Source organism: Methanolobus sp. WCC5 (assembly GCF_045690325.1).
Lineage (GTDB): Archaea > Halobacteriota > Methanosarcinia > Methanosarcinales > Methanosarcinaceae > Methanolobus.
Genome location: NZ_CP146981.1, coordinates 1,617,167 through 1,636,735, shown reverse-complemented (window position 1 = coordinate 1,636,735; position 19,569 = coordinate 1,617,167). Strand labels below are relative to the sequence as shown.

General features: G+C 45.8%; 22 protein-coding genes. 10 read left to right on the top strand and 12 right to left on the bottom strand.

Going from position 1 to position 19,569, the window contains the following annotated elements; genetic code table 11:
• Nucleotides 1-13: 13 nt before the first annotated feature.
• The 3 genes from V7O64_RS07870 to V7O64_RS07860 form a co-directional block, all read right to left on the bottom strand.
• The gene (locus tag V7O64_RS07870; protein WP_407354881.1) at nt 14-382 is read right to left on the bottom strand and encodes a DUF356 domain-containing protein; all 369 of its coding nucleotides are present in this window, start codon (nt 380-382) and stop codon (nt 14-16) included.
• 170 nt (nt 383-552) lie between these two features.
• Entirely contained in the window at nt 553-1,368 is an 816-nt protein-coding gene (proC, locus tag V7O64_RS07865; RefSeq protein WP_407354880.1) for a pyrroline-5-carboxylate reductase, read from the bottom strand.
• 18 nt (nt 1,369-1,386) lie between these two features.
• Complete coding sequence (locus V7O64_RS07860; RefSeq protein WP_407354879.1) at nt 1,387-1,875, bottom strand: multiprotein bridging factor aMBF1; 489 nt, start codon at nt 1,873-1,875, stop codon at nt 1,387-1,389.
• A gap of 82 nt (nt 1,876-1,957) precedes the next feature.
• On the opposite strand from V7O64_RS07860, the gene V7O64_RS07855 reads away from it, so the two are divergent.
• Together V7O64_RS07855 and V7O64_RS07850 are read left to right on the top strand one after the other, a co-directional pair.
• The gene (locus tag V7O64_RS07855) at nt 1,958-3,247 is read left to right on the top strand and encodes a proteasome-activating nucleotidase (protein ID WP_407354878.1); all 1,290 of its coding nucleotides are present in this window, start codon (nt 1,958-1,960) and stop codon (nt 3,245-3,247) included.
• A 49-nt stretch (nt 3,248-3,296) separates the two neighbouring features.
• Nucleotides 3,297-3,896 (top strand): DUF99 family protein, encoded by a 600-nt coding sequence (locus tag V7O64_RS07850; RefSeq protein WP_407354877.1) that lies wholly within the window; start codon nt 3,297-3,299, stop codon nt 3,894-3,896.
• Between the two features lie 6 nt (nt 3,897-3,902).
• Here V7O64_RS07850 and glmM read toward each other — a convergent pair whose 3' ends face one another.
• Nucleotides 3,903-5,243, bottom strand: coding sequence for a phosphoglucosamine mutase (gene glmM, locus V7O64_RS07845; protein ID WP_407354876.1), 1,341 nt, complete (start codon nt 5,241-5,243; stop codon nt 3,903-3,905).
• Nucleotides 5,244-5,351: 108 nt separating this feature from the next.
• Here glmM and larE point away from each other — a divergent pair, with 108 nt between their 5' ends.
• The 4 genes from larE to V7O64_RS07825 all read left to right on the top strand — a co-directional run bounded on the left by larE (nt 5,352) and on the right by V7O64_RS07825 (nt 8,014).
• Nucleotides 5,352-6,164: an ATP-dependent sacrificial sulfur transferase LarE gene (gene larE, locus V7O64_RS07840; RefSeq protein ID WP_407354875.1), complete on the top strand. Its 813-nt coding sequence runs from the start codon at nt 5,352-5,354 to the stop codon at nt 6,162-6,164.
• Nucleotides 6,161-6,637 (top strand): GNAT family N-acetyltransferase, encoded by a 477-nt coding sequence (locus tag V7O64_RS07835; RefSeq protein ID WP_407354874.1) that lies wholly within the window; start codon nt 6,161-6,163, stop codon nt 6,635-6,637. The genes larE and V7O64_RS07835 overlap by 4 nt, the downstream gene beginning before the upstream one ends.
• 5 nt (nt 6,638-6,642) lie before the next feature.
• Nucleotides 6,643-7,179 (top strand): DUF531 domain-containing protein, encoded by a 537-nt coding sequence (locus tag V7O64_RS07830; RefSeq protein WP_407357292.1) that lies wholly within the window; start codon nt 6,643-6,645, stop codon nt 7,177-7,179.
• Nucleotides 7,180-7,267: 88 nt separating this feature from the next.
• Entirely contained in the window at nt 7,268-8,014 is a 747-nt protein-coding gene (locus V7O64_RS07825) for a DUF166 domain-containing protein (protein WP_407354873.1), read from the top strand.
• 44 nt (nt 8,015-8,058) lie between these two features.
• On the opposite strand, the gene V7O64_RS07820 is transcribed toward V7O64_RS07825, so the two are convergent.
• Nucleotides 8,059-8,586, bottom strand: coding sequence for a PEF-CTERM sorting domain-containing protein (locus V7O64_RS07820; RefSeq protein ID WP_407354872.1), 528 nt, complete (start codon nt 8,584-8,586; stop codon nt 8,059-8,061).
• 214 nt (nt 8,587-8,800) lie between these two features.
• Between V7O64_RS07820 and V7O64_RS07815 the strand changes: the two genes are divergently transcribed.
• Nucleotides 8,801-9,922, top strand: coding sequence for a DUF362 domain-containing protein (locus V7O64_RS07815; RefSeq protein ID WP_407354871.1), 1,122 nt, complete (start codon nt 8,801-8,803; stop codon nt 9,920-9,922).
• 37 nt (nt 9,923-9,959) lie between these two features.
• Here the strand turns inward: V7O64_RS07815 and V7O64_RS07810 are convergent, their stop codons facing one another.
• Both V7O64_RS07810 and V7O64_RS07805 read right to left on the bottom strand, forming a co-directional pair.
• Nucleotides 9,960-11,438, bottom strand: a complete 1,479-nt coding sequence (locus tag V7O64_RS07810) for a phenylalanine--tRNA ligase subunit alpha (RefSeq protein ID WP_407354870.1) — start codon at nt 11,436-11,438, stop codon at nt 9,960-9,962.
• 21 nt (nt 11,439-11,459) lie between these two features.
• Nucleotides 11,460-12,758 carry a tryptophan--tRNA ligase gene (locus V7O64_RS07805; RefSeq protein WP_407354869.1) on the bottom strand — a complete coding sequence of 433 codons (1,299 nt, stop codon included), beginning with the start codon at nt 12,756-12,758 and terminating at the stop codon, nt 11,460-11,462.
• Between the two features lie 203 nt (nt 12,759-12,961).
• Between V7O64_RS07805 and V7O64_RS07800 the strand changes: the two genes are divergently transcribed.
• A complete protein-coding gene (locus tag V7O64_RS07800) occupies nt 12,962-13,522 on the top strand; it encodes a hypothetical protein (RefSeq protein WP_407354868.1) in 561 nt (186 codons plus the stop codon).
• 2 nt (nt 13,523-13,524) lie between these two features.
• On the opposite strand, the gene V7O64_RS07795 is transcribed toward V7O64_RS07800, so the two are convergent.
• The 5 genes from V7O64_RS07795 to V7O64_RS07775 form a co-directional block, all read right to left on the bottom strand.
• Nucleotides 13,525-14,727, bottom strand: a complete 1,203-nt coding sequence (locus V7O64_RS07795; RefSeq protein ID WP_407354867.1) for a radical SAM/SPASM domain-containing protein — start codon at nt 14,725-14,727, stop codon at nt 13,525-13,527.
• Nucleotides 14,728-15,513, bottom strand: a complete 786-nt coding sequence (locus V7O64_RS07790) for an RAD55 family ATPase (RefSeq protein ID WP_407354866.1) — start codon at nt 15,511-15,513, stop codon at nt 14,728-14,730.
• 120 nt (nt 15,514-15,633) lie between these two features.
• Complete coding sequence (locus V7O64_RS07785) at nt 15,634-16,242, bottom strand: translation initiation factor IF-2 subunit beta (protein ID WP_407354865.1); 609 nt, start codon at nt 16,240-16,242, stop codon at nt 15,634-15,636.
• A gap of 24 nt (nt 16,243-16,266) precedes the next feature.
• Complete coding sequence (locus V7O64_RS07780; protein ID WP_407354864.1) at nt 16,267-16,785, bottom strand: 50S ribosomal protein L16; 519 nt, start codon at nt 16,783-16,785, stop codon at nt 16,267-16,269.
• Nucleotides 16,786-16,985: 200 nt separating this feature from the next.
• Entirely contained in the window at nt 16,986-18,044 is a 1,059-nt protein-coding gene (locus tag V7O64_RS07775) for a DUF1786 domain-containing protein (protein WP_407354863.1), read from the bottom strand.
• A gap of 47 nt (nt 18,045-18,091) precedes the next feature.
• On the opposite strand from V7O64_RS07775, the gene V7O64_RS07770 reads away from it, so the two are divergent.
• Nucleotides 18,092-18,631 carry a molybdenum cofactor biosynthesis protein B gene (locus V7O64_RS07770; RefSeq protein ID WP_407354862.1) on the top strand — a complete coding sequence of 180 codons (540 nt, stop codon included), beginning with the start codon at nt 18,092-18,094 and terminating at the stop codon, nt 18,629-18,631.
• Nucleotides 18,632-18,805: 174 nt separating this feature from the next.
• Complete coding sequence (locus V7O64_RS07765) at nt 18,806-19,504, top strand: RAD55 family ATPase (RefSeq protein WP_407354861.1); 699 nt, start codon at nt 18,806-18,808, stop codon at nt 19,502-19,504.
• The last annotated feature ends 65 nt before the right edge of the window (nt 19,505-19,569 follow it).

Below are 19,569 nucleotides of genomic sequence, written 5' to 3'. Positions count from 1 at the left end.
GCAACGTTGGATCTCAATGGTGCTGGGGTTCAAAGGTACGCTCAAACTCAGGATATAGCTCTGATTTATCCATGAGCTCCTCATATACCTCGTGCCTCGGGCTTACTATTACCACATGTGCCGGAGGATGTATCTTCCTCAGTTTGCTGATGGCCGCCCCTGCGTTGTTGTCAAGCTCCACCAGTGCTGCTGAATTACATTTGGCCCTGAGAGGCACACCTGCAACACTAACCAGCAGGTTATCTGCATAGACAGGCTCGATACGTTTTGGTTTCGACGCAAATCTCATTCTGCCGTAGTGTTCAAGATCATGCAATGCAACATTGACCTTGTCCGCATTATCGCCCCTGATCACGGCAAAAGATTTAACTCCAATCCCCATCCCAGAAAATCCCCTTGTGTAGTTTTTCCATAATATATCTCTTCAATTACGTTTTTAGGTTCCCGCACCCAATATGCCTGGATTTCCTAGCCTAGATATAGTTAAAACTTTTTAATGTAATAAACTTTTCTATTCTGAAGAGATATACATGATCATTTCAGGGATTCGCATCACTTTGCAAGTTCTTTTGAACGATTGGATGATTCTATAACAGCCTTCATGAAAGCAGCCCTTACACCGTTCTCTTCAAGGATACGAATGCCACGGATGGTTGTCCCTGCAGGGGAGGTGACCATGTCCTTTAACTCCCCGGGGTGCATTCGGGTCTCAAGAACCATTTTTGCAGCTCCCATCACTGTCTGGGCGGCAAGTATCAATGCACTGTTCCTGTCAAGTCCTTCGTAAACCGCACCATCTGCCATTGCCTCGATCACAGGGAATATGTATGCAGGCCCGCTTCCTGATAATCCTGTCACAGCATCCATGAGATTTTCCGGTACCTGAATGGCACTTCCCACAGAACGGAATATCATGAGTGTATCCTCCGCATCTTCTTTTGATGCAATCTTTCCCTGGGTGATGGCTGAGGCAGCTTCTGCAACAGTTGCAGCTATGTTTGGCATGACTCTTACGATACGTGTCCCTTCATTGAACTCACTTTCGATGTCATCCAGCTTGACACCGGCAGCAATTGAGATAATCAGCTTGTCAGCTGTCACGGCATCTTTTATGGAGGCTATGACCTTCCTGAGTATCTGTGGTTTGACTGCAAGGACAATTATATCGGCATTGCCCACTGTTACTATGTTATCTGTGGATATGTTGATGCCCACATCCTGTTTCAGTTCGTTGAGGAACGGTTCATACAGGTCACTTGCATATACATCGGAAGGTGAGAATAAACCGGCACCGCATATGCCTTTTATCAATGCTCCTCCCATTTTTCCGGTTCCAATGAACCCCAGTTTCTTACCTTGCAGACTCATAATACTACCTTATAATCCTTATTTGCGTTTGATCGTCACAATATCGCCCAGTGTTGTGCCACGGTTCAGGCGTTCACCGCTCCAGTCGTCATCTCCGGTCCTTTCGGTAAGCTTGATATCAAGGGCCTTTTCTATCTTCTGGCGGACGTCATCCTCCGGAACGATCTCCCCTCGCTCTATCTTTTTGATAAGCGTTGCTTTTTCCTTGATCTTTGAGGCAAGCTGGTCATGTGACCATTTCCTGCTCTCCCTGGCTTCCCTGATAACCTGGTCATAATCATCAACAAGCTCATCCACTATCATTCCTGGTACTTTTTTAGGAGGTCTGCGGGTGCCGGTGCTACCAGGAGCACGGCCAACAGGTGCAACTTTCCTTGATACCGGAGTGCGCTTTCCAACAGCATTTCCATACTGTGAACATCTTCCGCATACTGTAAGTTCACTGCCATCAATGCTAACTTTAAAAGAATCGCCTCTTATTTCAGCGCCACATATTTCACACTGCATAGATCTCAACTCATATCGGGTCTAATCTCATCTTTACGAAAGGGCTATATACCCTTTGCACTTAAATAATATTCGGAGGCACATGAGCGAAACCAGCGACAGTGACTTTGAGCACAGAAGATACGATTTTACTTCTGTGAACAAGTCTGACTATGATTATGTCGGTTCGGACAGTGAGGAAGACTTTTCCAAATATCTGCTCGACCGTATGAGGCAACTTGAGTCCAGGAACAATCTCCTGAAAGAACAATGTGACCAGATAGAATCAGAAAAGCGTTTTGTTGAGAGCCAGAAGCTCAAATACGAACGTGAGGTACGCAGGCTGCAGGCAGAGATAGACCGCCTCAAGACCGTTCCTCTTGTAGTGGCAACTGTAATGGATGTCATCAGTGAGGAGAAGGTACTTGTGAGGAGTTCCACAGGCCCGCAGTTCATGGTGAACGTATCCCAGTACCTTAATGAAGGTTCATTGGTCCCGGGTGCTAAAGTTGCACTGAATCAGCAGACACTTGCCATAGTGGAAGTCATTCCAACAAGCGAGGACCCGGAAGTTTCTGCAATGGAAGTACTGGAATCACAGGATGTTAATTACGAAGATATCGGAGGACTGGATGAACAGATACAGGAACTGATAGAATCCGTTGAACTGCCTTTGACCAAGCCCGATACATTCAGACGCATAGGCATTACCCCTCCCAAGGGTGTTCTGCTTTACGGTGAACCGGGAACTGGTAAGACCCTGCTGGCCAAGGCTGTTGCACACAGGACAGAAGCTACTTTCATCCGCGTCGTGGGTTCAGAACTGATCCAGAAATACATCGGTGACGGTGCAAAACTTGTCAGGGAACTTTTCGACATGGCAAGGAAGAAGTCTCCGAGCATACTCTTCATAGATGAGCTGGATGCAATAGCATCAAGGCGCCTGAACGATACCAACGGTGCTGACCGGGAGGTACAGCGGACCCTGATGCAGCTGCTTGCTGAAATGGATGGATTCGATAACAGGGGCGATGTAAGGATAATTGCAGCCACCAACAGACTGGACGTACTCGATCCTGCAATACTCAGGCCTGGCAGGTTTGACAGGATAGTCTATGTACCAATGCCGGATGAGGAGGCCCGTGCCAATATCTTCAGGATACACACCCGTTTCATGTCCGTTGCAGATGACATTGATTTCAGGAAACTGGCCAAACTCACAGAGAACGCAAGCGGGGCCGACCTCAATGCAATTGCCATGGAAGCAGGCATGCTTGCTGTAAGGTTTGATAAGGACTCGGTCAGCATGGCCGATTTCCTTGAGTCTGTGCAGAAGGTCATGTCAAAAGCAGAAACCAGAAAGGAAGTCCTTCCGGAAGGAATGTTCATTTAGGCATTCCCGCCGGCAAGTTACTTCATTACCTTTTTTCATAATATTTTTTGTGAATACTGCCAGAAGCCATTTTCATATTAAAGATGAGATCCGCATACTGGGCATCGATGACTCAGCACTCATATCCGATACCATTACAATAGTGGGAGCTTTTTTCCGTGGAGGTCAGTGGCTTGACGGTGTACTGCGCTCTGAGGTCACAAGGGATGGTATGGATGCAACAGAGCGCATCAGTTCAATGGTGCGCCGGAGTAAGCATTTCCCGCAAATACGGGTTGTCATGCTTGACGGAGTGACCTACGGAGGTTTTAATCCGGTTGACATAGTTCGTCTGAATGATGAGACCGGCATCCCGTTTATCGTTATAATGCGCAATCTCCCCGATTTCAGGAAAATAGAAGCGGCTTTATCCTGGCTGCCAGAAAAGGATGAAAGGCTCAGGATCATCAGAAAGGCCGGAAGCATAAGTAAAGTGGTAACAAAGGAAGAGTTAAATCCTGTATTCATACAGTGCTGTGGAATTGATGCAGTATCTGCTGAGAGGGTTGTTAAGCTCTCATCAACAAGAAGCAATATACCCGAACCACTGAGGGTGGCTCATCTTATTGCAACAGGCATCGTCCTGGGTGAATCCAGGGGAAAGGCATGATAAGCCTTATCCGGATCTGCTAACCAGTCCGACCCCTTCATTCATCAGAGCATCAGCTCTTTCCTTTGTTTTAGATTCTGCGAATATTCGGATTATCGGCTCCGTTCCTGAAGGCCGGATAAGCACCCATCCATCTTCAAACCATATTTTGACACCATCGGTCGTGTCGACTTCATTATCCTTTGAGAGCACTTCTTTTCTGACCTTCTCCATTGTAGCTGGCAGGTCTTCTGATCTTATTTTCGTTTTTGAGTTAAAGTATGAGGGCACGCTTCTGGCAAGCTCTGACAGGTTCTGCCCATTTGCTATTATCTCCAGGAACTTGGCACACGCCATGGCGCCGTCGCGGCAGTACTGGTGCTCCGGGAAAATAAGTCCTCCGTTACCCTCTCCTCCAAAGACAGCTCCTGTTTCCATCATCTTGCGCGCCACGTTGATGGATCCCACAGCAGTCCATATCAGCTCAACCCCTGCTTCCTTTGCAACGTCCAGCATGCGGGATGAGGAACTGACAGGTGTGACAACAGGTCCTTTCTTCCTTTTGAGCACGTATTTAGCCATCATTGCAAGCAGCACTTCTTCTTCGATGAAATTCCCATTCTCGTCAAAGAATACTGCCCTGTCAGCATCCCCGTCCTGGGCAACACCCATATTGGCTCCTGTTCTTCGGACCAGTTCCGCAAGTTCTGTGAGTACATCCGGGGTGGGTTCCGGATTTCTCCATGGGAATGTACCGTCAACCTGTCCGTTAATGGTTATAACTTCACACCCCAGTCTCTGCAGGAGAAATGGAAGTGTAACCGATCCCGCACCACATCCGGTGTCTGCCACGACCCTGAACCTTTTACTGCGTATGAGCTCATGGTCCACAGAATTGATTATTCCCTGAAGGTAGAGTTCATTGGCATTGCTGTCATGGCGCAGGTCTCCGGTCCTGTTCCATGGTGCAGCATTGAATTCCTTTGAATAGTATATCTTCTCTACTTCTGCCTCGCCTTCCCTTGAAAGTTCACTTCCGTCCCCGGCTATTAATTTTATCCCGTTGTATTCCCTGGGGTTGTGGGATGCGGTAACAACGATCCCCGCATCTGCATGTTCCTTCACATAGTACTGTACCGAAGGCGTGGGACAGACACCAACATCAACGACCGTGAGACCGGCTGATAGTGCACCAGCGATTGCAGCGGATTTGAGCATCTCGCCGGAGGCCCTTGTATCCCTTCCAATGGCAACCACGCCTTGCGATCCCATATATGTCCCAAGGCTACGTGCAACGTCTATTGCCAGTTGCGGGGTTATGTATTCGTTAGCTATTCCCCTTACACCATTAGTTCCGAAAAATGCCATCCTTTATCACCATTTTAAAAAGTATTGCAGATATATGTCAAAACACTATTTTATGTTTTGTGAAGGCATGCTTAACAATATATCCTTTTATTCCGTATATTGCCATCAATGCCTGATGAAATGCTAAGATCGAAGTTAGTATCGCTGAAAAAAGGAATATCCGAAAAGGAGAGTGTCATCATTGCCTTTTCCGGTGGGGTGGACAGCTCTGTCCTGGCTTCCATAGCCCATGGTGAACTTGGGGATAATGCTGTTGCTGTAACTGTAAATCTTCAGTCTTTTCCTGAGAGGGAACTTGACTGCGCCATTAAAGTGGCCGGGGAGATAGGTGTCAGGCACAGGATAGTAGATTATGATGAACTGCAGATTCCTTTGATATGCGAGAACGGTCCAAAAAGGTGCTACTATTGCAAAAAAGAGATATTGAATATCCTGGATGATGTGAGGACGGAGCTTGGGTTCAATGTTATCATAGAGGGGAGCAACGTCTCTGACCTTGATGTCTACAGGCCTGGAAGGCAGGCAATCGATGAGGCCATGCATGTTGTGTATTCCCCTTTCATTGAATTTGGTATCAATAAGCATGAAATAAGGAAGATAGCAGGTGAACTCGGGCTTTCAGTTGCAGATAAAAAACCGTCTCCATGTCTGGCTTCCCGCTTTCCTTACGGTGTTTCCCTCACGGAGCAATCCCTTAGGAGAGTGGAAAAGGCAGAGGACTTTCTCATACGACTTGGGTTACATGAACTAAGGGTGCGGGACCATAGGGGGATTGCAAGGATAGAGATATCCTGTGAGGATATGCCCCTTCTGCTGGGTATGCGGGAAGATGTCGTTCCTTACCTCAGGGACCTGGGCTTTAATTATGTCACCCTGGACCTTGATGGTTTCAGGAGCGGAAGTATGGATGAGGTTCTATGAATCCGCATGATGGTAAACATACTGCATCCGGTGATGCAGCATCCGATGTCACTATAAGAAAAGCGGTATCTGGAGATAGTGTGCCGGTTCAGGTGCTCATGTCCACTTATTTCCTTGATATTGAAGGTCTCCCGATCGATGAGTTTATAGTTGCTCTGCTTGGTGAGCGGATAATCGGGGCTGCATATCTGCAGACCGGTAAGATTACTGAGATACATTCCGTAGCTGTTCATCCCAACTATCGTGGAAAAGGCATCGGGCATATGTTGCTGTATGCACTGCTCTCTCAGGTCAAAGATGTGGATTTCATTTTTACGAGGACCACTTCGCCTGTTTTTTTTGAAAAGGCGGGTTTTAAAAAGCTGGATGATTCTGAAAAAGCAGTACTTTGGGAAGATTGTGCCGGATGCGACAGGTTAAATACATGTAAGCAATCTGTACTGCGTCTGGATATCAGGTACAAGGGACGGTGATAAGACTGCTGACACTTGGAATTGTTAATACTTATGATAAGATCAAAGTACTTGATGCCCATTACAGGGCAATAGCAAGGGCAGCTCCCATCTGCCATGCATTCGGATTCTCTCTTGCCTTATATGATTTCCCTTTCAGGATGGATGCCGATGAACTTGTGGACTATGTGGCAGATAAGACCACCATCGGCGAGTCCGGTAAATACCTGCGGCTGCTGCATGAGAAACGTCACCTTTTCGTCTTTGACCTTCCAAAGAAAGGCTTCCAGCCACAGTTTGGCTCGGTGGTGGTTACAAGCTCCAAACCGGAACAGAAATTCTCCATTACTCCTGAGGCCCTTGCAGATGAGATAATCCGCAACAGGTCTTTCCTGGTGCTTGTGGGACTTGGCCATAAAGGATTGCCAAAAGAACTGTTCAGTCTTGCCAGGTATCATCTGGATATAACTTCCCGGGGCATCTCCCTTGAAACCTGTACGGCCATCGGATGTATACCTGCTTATATCATGGGCATAGTGCATACGAAAAGATCCCAAAGATAAGCGGGAATATGAGGAATATGGGGAAACCGGGAAACAGTCTATTTCCTGGCAGGGAACTTTATTAAGTATCATCCGTATACTTACTGGCATGCGTCTGAGCATTTTCTATTCGGGAGAGTTTGGTAAGAAGGTTGTCGGCAACCTTGTCAATTCTGATAGTTTTTGTGTTTCCTGCGGTGAACTATGCGACCATTGTCGCGAACCAAGGACGTGTTTTGCCCCCCTTATCATGGGTATTTTTGAACTGCGCACAGACCTGCCGGACTTTGTAGAGGAACCCCTGGAATATATTCCTGCAGGCCTGCCAATGTCTGACCTTATCATTGCCATTGACCTGCATCCTGACCTCTTGATGGCTGTTCCTGATATTGTCACAATGACCGGTGCAAAGGCAGTGATCATTCCGGTGGACGATTCCCGGCTTGTTCCGGCAGGCCTTACAGAGCAGGTAAGGTCTAAACTCGAGTCCATGGGGGTTGAATGTGAATGCCCCAAGCCTTTCTGCTCACTGGACATAACAGGGAAAGCACATATAGATGAATTCGTAAAGATGGGATTTGGTCACCCCTTACTGAAGATCACCACAGATACTGTAAACGGACTTTTCACCCATGTGGAGGTCCTGAGGGATGCTCCCTGCGGTGCAACCTGGTTCGTTGCCAAGAAACTAAAATGGTCAGATATCCGGGACTATAAGGAAACAATTTCAGGTGCCCATCACTCCTACCCCTGTACCGCAAGCATGGAAAAAGACGCCCAGCTAGGCGATACGATACTACACCAGGCAGGCTATATCATAAGAAAGAGTGTCGAAGAAGCAATGGAAGAAAAATGATCTTGTATTATCGCAAAAATCAAAAAAGATTAAAAGGAGTATGATCACTCCTTTCTGCGCTGGAGGAAGAACGCCAGTCCAAGAATTGCAGCTATCGGAAGTGCAATTGTCGGGAATTCCGGGATCTCATTGCCATTTTCACTCTCCTCAAAGCAGAATGTAGCGTGGCTGATCGCAGGATCGTCATCAATGTCAACACTTCCAATACTATCGCCAGTGTATACATATATATCTGCCCCGGTTCCTGCCTTGAGAATTACTTTGCAGACAGAGTAATCAGATTCTATTTCCCAGTTGAATGCGTATAGTGTACTATCCGATATAGTTATAATGCCGTTGCCGGTGTCGTATTCTCCATTATTGGCACTGACATCGGTCTGGTTCCATTCTATTTTGTATGCGTATTCACCACAAGTCACGCCGGTCAGCTCTGCTGCTCTATTGCATTCTTCAATAGCACCCCCGGCAGGGGACCAATCACCAACTTCGTATACAACTGGATTTGCACTTGCTACTCCTGCGGTTATTAGCAGGCTTATAGCTATTAGGATTGTAAATATTGCTTTCCTCATATTTGCACCACCTTTTCCTGTATTGCTTTAGTCCTTATAGTAGACTATTTGTTCATTTGTTCTTCTACGTTCATATACCTTCCGAATATGTTCTGAAAGTTATAATGATAATAATAATGATGTGTTTTTTTTTATAGTTTCCTTATAAGTCTCTTCATTCCATCCACATCGATCTTCAATACCTATTTTAATCCCGGGTCCTTACATAGCATACATGGCTTCCAAAGTCTCTATAGTCGGGTGTGATGATTATTCCGTATCAAGAAAAGCTGTGGATGAAGCAGTCTCCCTGATTGGAGGTCTGAAAGATATCATCTCTGAAGGTGACCGTGTGCTCCTCAAGCCCAACGTTCTCGCCTCCCGCAGACCGGAAGAGGCAGTGACAACTCATCCGTCCATAGTTGCCGCAATGTGTGAGCTTGTGAAGGAAGCCGGTGGAATTCCGATTATAGGGGATGGTTCGGGCATGACCCACCCTGGAGCCACGGCTGATGCCTTCAGGGTATCGGGTATGGAAGAAGTAGCAAAGGAGCACGATGTTGAGCTCATTAATTTTCAGACAGGAGGCTATGCGCAAGTGGAGGTGCCAAAAGCCATTCATTTTCCCCGGCTCTTTATATCTAAAGCTGTGCTGAATGCCGACGTTGTTATATCCCTGCCCAAGATGAAGACCCACGAACTGACCCGTTATACAGGTGCTGTCAAGAACATGTTCGGTGCATTGCCACTGCGGACCAGGAAGGAAATGCATCTGCTGGCCGACAGGAAATTGTTTGGTGAAGCTGTGGTGGATCTTTATTCGGTAGCAAAGCCCCATCTTGCGGTCATGGATGCTGTGGTTGGTATGGAAGGCAATGGGCCTTCACATGGCACACCTGTGAGAACAGGCATAATTCTTGCATCCTATGATTGCGTTTCACTTGATGTGATAGCTACAGGTATAATGGGCATCGACCCCATGAAAGTTCCAACAACGGTTGCAGCCCTTGAGCGAGGATTTGGTGAAACGGTACCAAAAGTAATAGGAATAAATGCTGATGATGTCAAAATGAAGTACAAACCTTCAAGTGGAGGCATACTGTTCAATGTTCCGCCTTTTGTGACAAAGTTCTTTGGCAGATACTTTGAAATGAGGCCTGAGATAGACACCACAAGATGTGTGCTTTGCGGTGCTTGTATCATGAATTGCTCTGTTGATGCCATAGAAAGGACCAATGAGCATCTGAAAATAAACAGGGAAAAATGCATTATGTGCTATTGCTGCCGCGAGCTCTGTCCGGAAAATGCGGTGGGAATAGAGAGATCCTGGCTGGCAAAGATTATCACAAAAAGATGAAAAAAAGATTACGGGTCAGAATTATGCAGGATGCCAGTTAAAGCTGGCATACCTCGCTCTTGCGCAGCCAGTCAATATCTGAGTGGTACAACTGGCGCAGGTCCTTGAGTCCCAGTTTCAGCATGGCAAGGCGGCTAACACCAAGACCCCATGCAAGAACGGGATATCTGATGCCCAGGGGATGGGTGACCTCTTTTCTGAAAACACCTGCTCCTCCCAGTTCTACCCATCCAAGCCCGTCCACATATACCTCCGGCTCCACACTTGGTTCTGTGTATGGGAAATAGCCGGGCCTGAAGCGCACATCCTCAAAACCCATTCTGTGATAGAACTCGGAAAGGCATCCGAGAAGGTTTGAGAATGACATGTCCCTGTCCATCACAACACCCTCAAGCTGCTCGAACTCAGGTGTATGTGTGGGGTCGATGGTCTCCCTGCGGTATGCCCTGTCTATGGAGAAAGCCTTGACCGGAGGTTCAGGGTTGTCTGCAAGGTATTTGATGGTCAGTGCGGTGGTATGTGTCCGGAGGACGTTCCTGCAGGCAATTTCTTCGCTCCACTTGCCGCCCCATCCGGTTGAACCGGTTTCTCCTCCATTCTCGTGTGCAGCACATACGTTGTCCTTATATTCTTCCGGGAGCTCCGATACACTTGAAAGATGGAACGTGTCCTGCATTTCCCTTGCAGGGTGGTCCTGGGGCTGGAACAGTGAATCAAAGTTCCAGAAAGAACTCTGTACCACTTCGCCCTTGATCTCAGTGAATCCCATGTCCAGGAAAATACGCCTCATCTGGTCTATCAGGCGCTGATAGGGGTGTATCTTTGCACCGTATATGGGTCTTGGTGTTGTGTGGATGTTGTAAGGTCTGAACTTCCTGTTCCTCCAGTCACCGGTTTTCAGGAGTTCGGAACTGATCTGCGCCAGTTCCTCCTCAACAGTAATTCCCTCTGCAACAAGGTCCTTGCCTTTTGGTGTAATGGTTATTTTCCTTTCTTTTTCTTCGCTTTTTGAAACAAGCTTACGTTTGATCAGGTCACCTATGACACTCAGGTCTGCTCCCAGCTCCTCAAGTGTCTTCTTCTCCCCTGCAAACAATGCAAGAACCTGCTCGTCCGGGCCAGTATCGCAATTGCCTGTTGGAACGATCATTCCTTTGTCTATGCTTGCCCACCCTTTGCGCCGCAGCCATCCTGTGGCAATACCGACAACTGCAGGATTGAACTTTTCTTTGAGTTCATCCATGGAAACAGGTTTTGAAACCGCGTTGATTATCTGCCTTTCAGGCAGGCCTTCATCTGCATATTTCTCTCCTTCCTTTGTAAGTTCAAAGATCCCTGTTACAGTTTCCTCTACCTGCACAAGTCCTTTCTCCTCTAGCAGAAAAGCAGCCTGCATTGCAGTTTCCATTTTCATCTCTGCTTTGTCAGCCAGTTCACCGGGGCTTGCATCTTTTAGTTTTTCCAGTGCAAGAAGTGCATTCTTCTCGTTGGATGTAAGGTTATATTGGGAGCTCATAATCACACCTGTTGTTGATAATCATAATCCGTACTCATCAAGTCTGTCCTTTGCTACTTCCCGAAGTTCCTGGTGCTCTTTGAGGAACTTTTCCGTCCTTTCGGCAGCAAGGGCTTTGCAATTACCGCAAACCCTGCTTCCCTGGCGGCATTCGGTATATATCTGGGCAAGTTCCCCGTCATCCTCCACAAGGTGGAAAAGGAACATCTCATAGACCGAGCATTTCTCTGGCTCACCGCCAAGTTGTTTTTGCTCCTCCAGCGTCATCCTGCCTCCGGTCTTTGCTCTCTTCACTTTCTTTGCTGCACCTTTTGGGTCTTCAGTAAGTGAAATATAACTTTCAGGAACGCTGCTTGACATCTTGCCGCCCTGCAATCCTGACATGAAGCGATGGTATGTGGAAGAAGGAGGCACGAATGCATATCCTCCGAATTCAAGCTCTACCTGTCTGACAGTATTGAGAAGCATTTCAAAGCTATCAGTATCAAACACATCCACATGTCCTTCAAAAAGTTTAGTCCTGCCGGGAATGCGTTCTTTCAGCTCTTTCAGGGCGTCTTGCGGAGCTGCTTTGCTGCGAACGCTCAGATATCTGTTCCCGTCCTTATCTTCGCGTCCTTCTATCTTGAACATGTTCATCTTGTGGGCAAGCCCTCTTGTAAGGCGAATATGCGGATCCTGGTCTGCGCCAACGGGGATAACTGTTGGCTTTGGTCCTCCGTACTCTTCAAGCTGAGGGTGGAGTATGTCCGCACTCTGGGTCACTGCACTAAGCATGTGCGAGACACTTGTCTCACCTGTGAACCCGTAGATCGCACTGAGTTCGGAGAAATTGGCCTTTGAACCAAGTTCGAATGCAAGGTCTTTTACCTGTTTTGAACCCGACTGGAAATATATGTGGCCGTTTGGATTGAATCCAAGAGCAATAAGACTAATGATATACTCGTTTATGCCGATGTCACGGCATTTTTCCCATGGCATGCCCCTGACAGAATGCGCCTCACGGTCCGCGATCCCTACAAATGCATCGGCACCATGTTGCTGATGCCATATTATTTCCTCCATCACCATTTTGTGCCCGAGATGGATCATCCCGGAAGGCATGAATCCGCTCATGACCGAGAATGGCTTTTTGTTCGTCATGGCATCGGTGATGAGATCATAGCTGCGATGTCCGAATATTATCTTACGGCTCATGAACTTGTGAGGATTCTCAATTTCCCGGAGCATATCATCAAATGGCAGTATTCCGAATTCATCGAATAGTTTGGAATAATCGTCAATGTTCAATGCACTCCATGGGTCGATCTTCATGTTCATATGTTGCCTCTTGCTCCTCCGTTTCCCGGATCATTTTCATTTAGTGTCTGGCACTTAAAATTGTTAGTAAAAATACGTTGTGATATGTAAAGGTTCTTATTGCATTTCTGCATAAGTATGTATAATTTAATATCAAATAAGGTTAATAATTTATACAATATTCTCTCTTTACTCAATTGGAATCAATTTCATGGGAATAGACAATGAATGTAACTTTTTTTCATTTTGGAGCATTGTTTTTCGGTTTAGTGGCAGTGTATAATTTGTATTCTGCCTTGAAACATAGGGATAGCTGTTTGCCTGCATTTGTGGGTGCAATGATGTTTATTTTATTTGTTTTGTTCATTTTTCTTCCATGGCAATATGGTTATCTTGCTTTCCTGCTAACTGCAATGTTCTCTGTGATAATTTACAGGAAATCCTGTGACATCCAGAAAGAAAAAATGAAACGCTTTGTAGGAAATTCAAAAGATACTGATCAACTGAAATTTGTTGATTATTTCACGGGATGGAAACTGCTTCATCGCTGGAATAATAAATATGGTCCGAAAAAGGCTTCTCTTATCAATTCCATCATTATGTGGGTATTTGGTATTACGATTGGATTTTTATTCACGTATTTGTGGCCGGATATTTTCTCAAATATGTGGCATCATATTGTTATTGTCATGACAATAATTATGCTCGGTTTTTATTGGCAAAATAAAAGACTGCTGGAAAGCCTTGATAACGGCAATCCGGCAAAAGATACTAGAAAAAACTGAATTCAGTTCTGTATCTTATCTATATCATATGGCTTTGATGCATCCTGCGGGATCATATCCACAAGCCGGAGATATTCGGGCTCCTGCATCAGGCATGTACTGCGCTGGCCTCTGAAGTGCCTGTCCTTGCGTATCTTGCTCCATATATCCTTTATGGAACTGTTCTGTATATTGCCATAGCTGAATGGGATGTAGGGGCATGCTTTTACCTGTCCGTCAACACATACATGTATCCATCTCTGGCCTGCCATACATCCAAGCATCTCCCTCTCAAAGTATGAGTTGGAAAAAATACGCGGCCCTCCCCGGGAGGAGTTGATGCGGTGGTACATATCAAGCACTTTCTGCCTGTCCTCCTCTGTGATGATCGGGTCATCCTTTTTCTTTGGTACGGATTCCCAGAGTGAGAATTCATGCACGCCTATTTCTCTGGCAAGTTCATACATTGCAGGCAATTCATCTATGTTCTTTGGTGAGACATGGGTTGCCATCGTAACAAGCAATCCTGCATCAAGTCCCATCTTCATCGCGCTTGTAGCCATATTAAAAGCCCCTTCAAGACGGCGTACAGCATCATGTTTTAAAGGGTCAGTGGAGTAAATGCTGACCAGCAGGTTGTGCAGCCCGGCATCCTTCAGACGATTTGCATTCTCAGGTGTCATCTCTGTTCCCGGGGTATACATATTGACTATGGCGCGTTCCTTGTCCACATAATCTATCAGTTCGTATATATCTTCACGCAGCATGGGGTCACCTTCTGTGAAGACTATCACCATTGCACCCATGTCAAGCACATCGTCGATGGCCTTTTTCATGGTGTCGATATTAAGGTCGCCTTCTCCTTCGCTGACCACGCAGTGTTCACAATTACATTTGCAGTTGCGTGTGATCTCAAAGGAAACGGTCTCAGGGATATATCTTCCAAGTGCTATCTGGGTCTCGGCCAGTAACAACCTGTTGAAAGCTTTACTTGGGATGGGTGGAAGCCATGTGGAAGCTACCACTCTGTCATCAGTAACAAAGGCAGGTTTTTCTTCCTTTAAACGCTGATTGATCTTTTTCAGGAAAGGTGCACATGCTTTACGTAAAGCCCCATGTGATTTGAGCTGGACAAACTCTGCCTTTTTATCCATTCTTATTGAGAGTCCGGGTATTGAAACCAATGTGATATCCTTGCTGTCTGAACCTTTTTGATCGGCTTTCATTTACTCTTCCCCTAAAATCGAAGATTTCTGAAAGGAGAACACATCAGCTTCCTTACCAATAACAGATTCGTAGGGATAAACAATGATTCCATTGTCAGTTATCAAATAAGGGCGCAGCACTTCATCATGCTTGACACCTCTCATTTTCAATATCTCAAGGGATCTGATCCTTTCTCCATCAATCCTGAATACCTTAAGGCAGATAACTCCTTCGGCAAGGTACTCTTCAACACTGAAATTGTCAGGATCTTTATGGATCTCGCTTGTAATTATGGTGGTGCAATCAAAACTCTCTATATTTTTTATAAATTCAAGTATGATATGCCTTACATCTACAGGATCTGGGGATATCTTTAACGATGTAAGTGAATCAATGAACAGCCTTTTTGCGTTTATTTCCCTGATGTTTGCATATATCTGCTTCAGCACCGTCTCAAGGGTTGCATTTTCATGATCGCCTTTATTATCAGCTTCCATGCTCTTTTTGATATAGCGACCATATGCGATGGGGTCTGTTCGTATTATGCGGAGTTTATCCTCTTTTACGAGGCGCTCCATGTCCCATCCATACCTCCACATATTTCTCATGATTCGGGCGGGTGTTTCTTCGAATGTGATGTAAACCCCTGGCTCATTGTGATGCATTATTCCTGAATACAGGTACTGTGAGCCAAAAGTAGATTTACCTGCACCGGGTCCGCCTGTCAGGAGGATCACGTCATTCTCGATGAACCCGCCTTCTATGAGTTCGTCAAATCCCGGTATTCCTGTGGGTACTCGTGCCATGTCTTCCCTCGATTATTTATTTTCGAGTATTTTATATATTTACGGCACGACTATTATATAACAGTTACTTTCAAAAAAGATTCTCAGAAAAGAAAAGGTTGATACCTGAATGAAAAGGTATCACACTTTTTCAGCAAATGCAAGGGTTCCACTGATCCTTTTAATGCGGATCTTAAGGGTCTCACCCTTTGCAGCACCTGGAACGAAGATAGTGAACTTGTCCATCTTTGCGATTCCGTCACCTTTGGAACCAACAGCATCGATACGGACATCGTACTCTTTTCCTTCTTCAACGGAATCCTGCTTTACCGGCGCGCTGGCTCTTCTTTTCTTTACGGGTCTGTGTGCTCCGCAAGCTGCGCATTTCAACACGATGATCCTGTCCATCTTGACAAGCTGGGTATCAGGCCTTCCACATTCGGAGCACATAACGAATTCCTCTACATAGGCTCCGATGTTTGACTGGATCTGTTCCTTTGAGAACCTGCCCTGGAATATGGCCCTTAAGCCTTCGATCTTACCTGCTGTACCCATCTCACGTGTAAGGTATTTCATCAGATGGTCAGGATCCCTGTTCAGGACATCTGCAATGTTGTTGAAATTATCAAGGATCGTGGTCTTACCTTCCACCATTATTTTTGGTTCGGGGATTACGAAACGGGCATCCGTAGTCTCCATGTCGGGTAAGTTTGCTATTGCACGATCCAGCAGCGCTTCGTAATCTTCCATCTTTTATCCCTCTTTTGTCTTTGTTTACTGCACAAGTTCCTGTCCCTGGTCTACAACTATCCTGACAGGTGTTGGCAGTTTCTGGCCGGCTTTCCTGAGCGCATCCTTTGCCATTGCAAAGTGCTCTTTGTTCACAGAGATTGTGAAGATCTTCTGGCCTGCAGAAACCCTTGCTGCAGTTCCTACGTTCTTTCCAAAAGCTCCTCGCATACCACTGGATACACGGTCTGCACCTGCTCCTGTGGCCTGCTTGTTCTCCCTGAGTACTTCGTGGGGATAAACTCTCAGTTTGATGTGATATCCCAGACGTCCTGCAGCGTTGACCATTGCCCTGTTTGCAGTGATACGGGCGGCTTCAAGTGCAGTGTGGCGCAACTGGCATCTTTCGTCTGCTATGAGTGTGACCTTTACCGGGAACTCAGAGCTCTTGTTACCCATGTCGTAGTGGATGATGTGGCTGCCTGGCACACCGCCCATGTATTTTCTTCTGGTGTATGAACGTTGTCTGACGTTCCTGTACATACTTGCTGGTTTTCTTACCATGAATATAATCTCCTTGAATTGATTATTGCAATAAAGCGCGATACTATATATAGTACCACTGATCCTCGCATCTGGATCTGTACCTTGATTTATATGTATATATTTGTATTTGTTGATGTTGCCTGTCAACAATATGGATTAATCTCGATGGCTGTCCTCATACTACCTTGGAGTTTATAAGTCTTATCGCCGGTTCGGTGTTATTGCCTCAGCTGGGGCGTAAGCAATCCATAACAACCTGAAAGCATCATGCTGCCAAAGGGTGCAGCAAAATGTATTTTCTTCCAGATTCTCTCGTCCCTGTCCTCAGTTCTCATGTCCTGCAGGATATTACGTCTGGGGCCTGTTATTATTACTGACATTATGGTATCTTCTCCGTATATTTTTTTTATGTAACAGCCATGTCCGCCTTCATTGAAAATATCGTCAAATCCAAGTTTTCCGTTTGCAAGGTCAATTATGTGTTGCTGGAGATGTTTCCCATCCAGGGCTGATGTGTGATGTTCAAAAAGACCAACTATCCTGTCCTCATCTATGATTCCGGCAAGCGTATGACCATTTCCTATGTTAACTACTATGGCAGGCTGGACCGCATTCGCATCAAATAGTGCACCGAATATGGCTGCTGGCCCTGTATCCATTATTATGGCATCTTTTCCGGAAAGTGTACGGGAAACCGAAGCCATACGTGTGAACTCCCCGGGCACTTCATTCACTTTGTAGGCAAATTTGCCAAAATCGCCTCCCTGATCTATCAGCCTTTCAAATATCCTGAACCTGAAAACACGGTTACTTTCCACAGGCGAGTTCCCGTGATCTTGTACAGCCACTGCTATCTTATGGGGCACATCCACTCCGAAATTTCCCAGTGCGTTCTCTATTGATCCAAGGTCGATATCCTTCAGGGTGATTTCTTCCGTTCCCTGCGGGATGGCCTCTTCATTGCCGATCACAATTATCCCCATGGACCTCACCCTTTCAAGATCATCCTTTATAGTCAGGGCTGCATTTACAGTAGCATATACTTTATGGCCCTTTTCAATGTGGCCCCTTATTGCCCTGACAGAGGGTCCGCCACCCATTATATCTCCTCTGAGAACAATGTCTGATCCTTTTTGCGTTGCTTTGTGTATCCTGTCAGCAACAATTACAGTTGGAGCTGGCATAATCATCACAAGGCTGTTCTCTACTTCCTTTTCGGTATCATGCAGAAGTATATCCTGTGTACCGGTACCAATATCAACGGCAAGTATTTTCATGCTTATATCGCGTGATTCTTATACTTATTATAGTATAAACACTTTGTATGACCAGCCCAACAGTAAAAGATCATAAGAAAGATACGGCAAGATCCTATTCATTTTACCTGATAACCATTTCAAGTTCAAGATATGAAGAATACGGAAAAGCAGCCTCTCCGGAAATTGCAGGGGACCTTTCCGGAAAGGTGATGTGTGATCTGGTACTTGCCGGAGGCCACTACGTCTCAGGATATGAACTTGTTCCGGATGAATCCTCCATGATCAAAGGCGCTGTTCACCATGCCCTTGAGTCGGATGCCGATATAATCGTAACGAGTGGAGGCACGGGGCTTGCATCAAAGGACGTGACTATAGAATCTCTTGCGCCCCTGTTTGAAAAAGAGCTTCCCGGTTTTGGGGAACTATTCAGGTACAAAAGCATAGATCAGATAGGAACTTCGGTTATTCTCACAAGGGCCTGTGCAGGTTTGCTGAAAGGCAGGGTCATATTCTGTCTTCCGGGTTCTCCTTCAGCAGTTGAACTTGCATTTGATGGTATAATCCTTCCGGAAGCAGGACATCTTGTGAAACATGCTCGTCAGTAACCAAAAAAGGTTTATATTGTATTCTTTATTTAATTATGATGTGTCAAAAGGCACTTTTATATATGTTAGTATTTATATATTGCTTAGTATCTAATATATGGCGCTAGGTCCTTAACTTTATATTCGCATCGTTAAAGGGCAAATCCTATATACAATCCAAATGAAGAGGGAAACATGTCCGGCTACTCTTTAGGCATCAAGGAACTGGATGGACTGCTTGGCGGCATCCGGGAAGGAACCAATCTTATGATGATAGGTCCACCTATGAGCCGAAAGGATGATCTGCTGGATGCGATCATTTTTAATAGCCAGGACTCAGAAGATTCAGCCATAATAGTATCCACACGTGAACCCGGAGAACGTGTACTTGGCTGGTTTGAGGATAATGGGATGGATGTTTCGGCTGCAGATATCGGTATAGTTGACTGTGTAACTAAAACTCTAGGCCTTGGTGCTGCAGATACCGATAAGATAAAAAGGGCATCAAGTCCGGTCGATCTTACGGGTATCGGTGTAAAGATAAGTCAGTTCTTTGAAGAGATGCTGGTGAGGAAGCACAAGAAAAAGGTTCACCTGTGCATTAATTCATTGTCCACGATACTTATGTATTCCAATATACAGACGGTTTTCAGGTTCCTTCATGTATTCACCGGACGTGTAAAGGCTGCTAATGGTTTTGGCCTTTACGTAGTGGAGGATGAAATGCATGATGCACAGACCATAGCAACACTAAAACAGCTGTTTGACGGAATGATAGAGATTAAGGCAGTAGGAGATACCTATGCTATGAGGGTGGTGGGCATGACATCAAAACCAACTCCCTGGTTCGAGTATAGTATCGACGGGACGGAGATATCGCTCAAAAGGACGTAATATTGAAAAGGACGTAATATTGCCTCCATACAGGAACAATAAATTTCCCGTGTATGTTTCTCCTT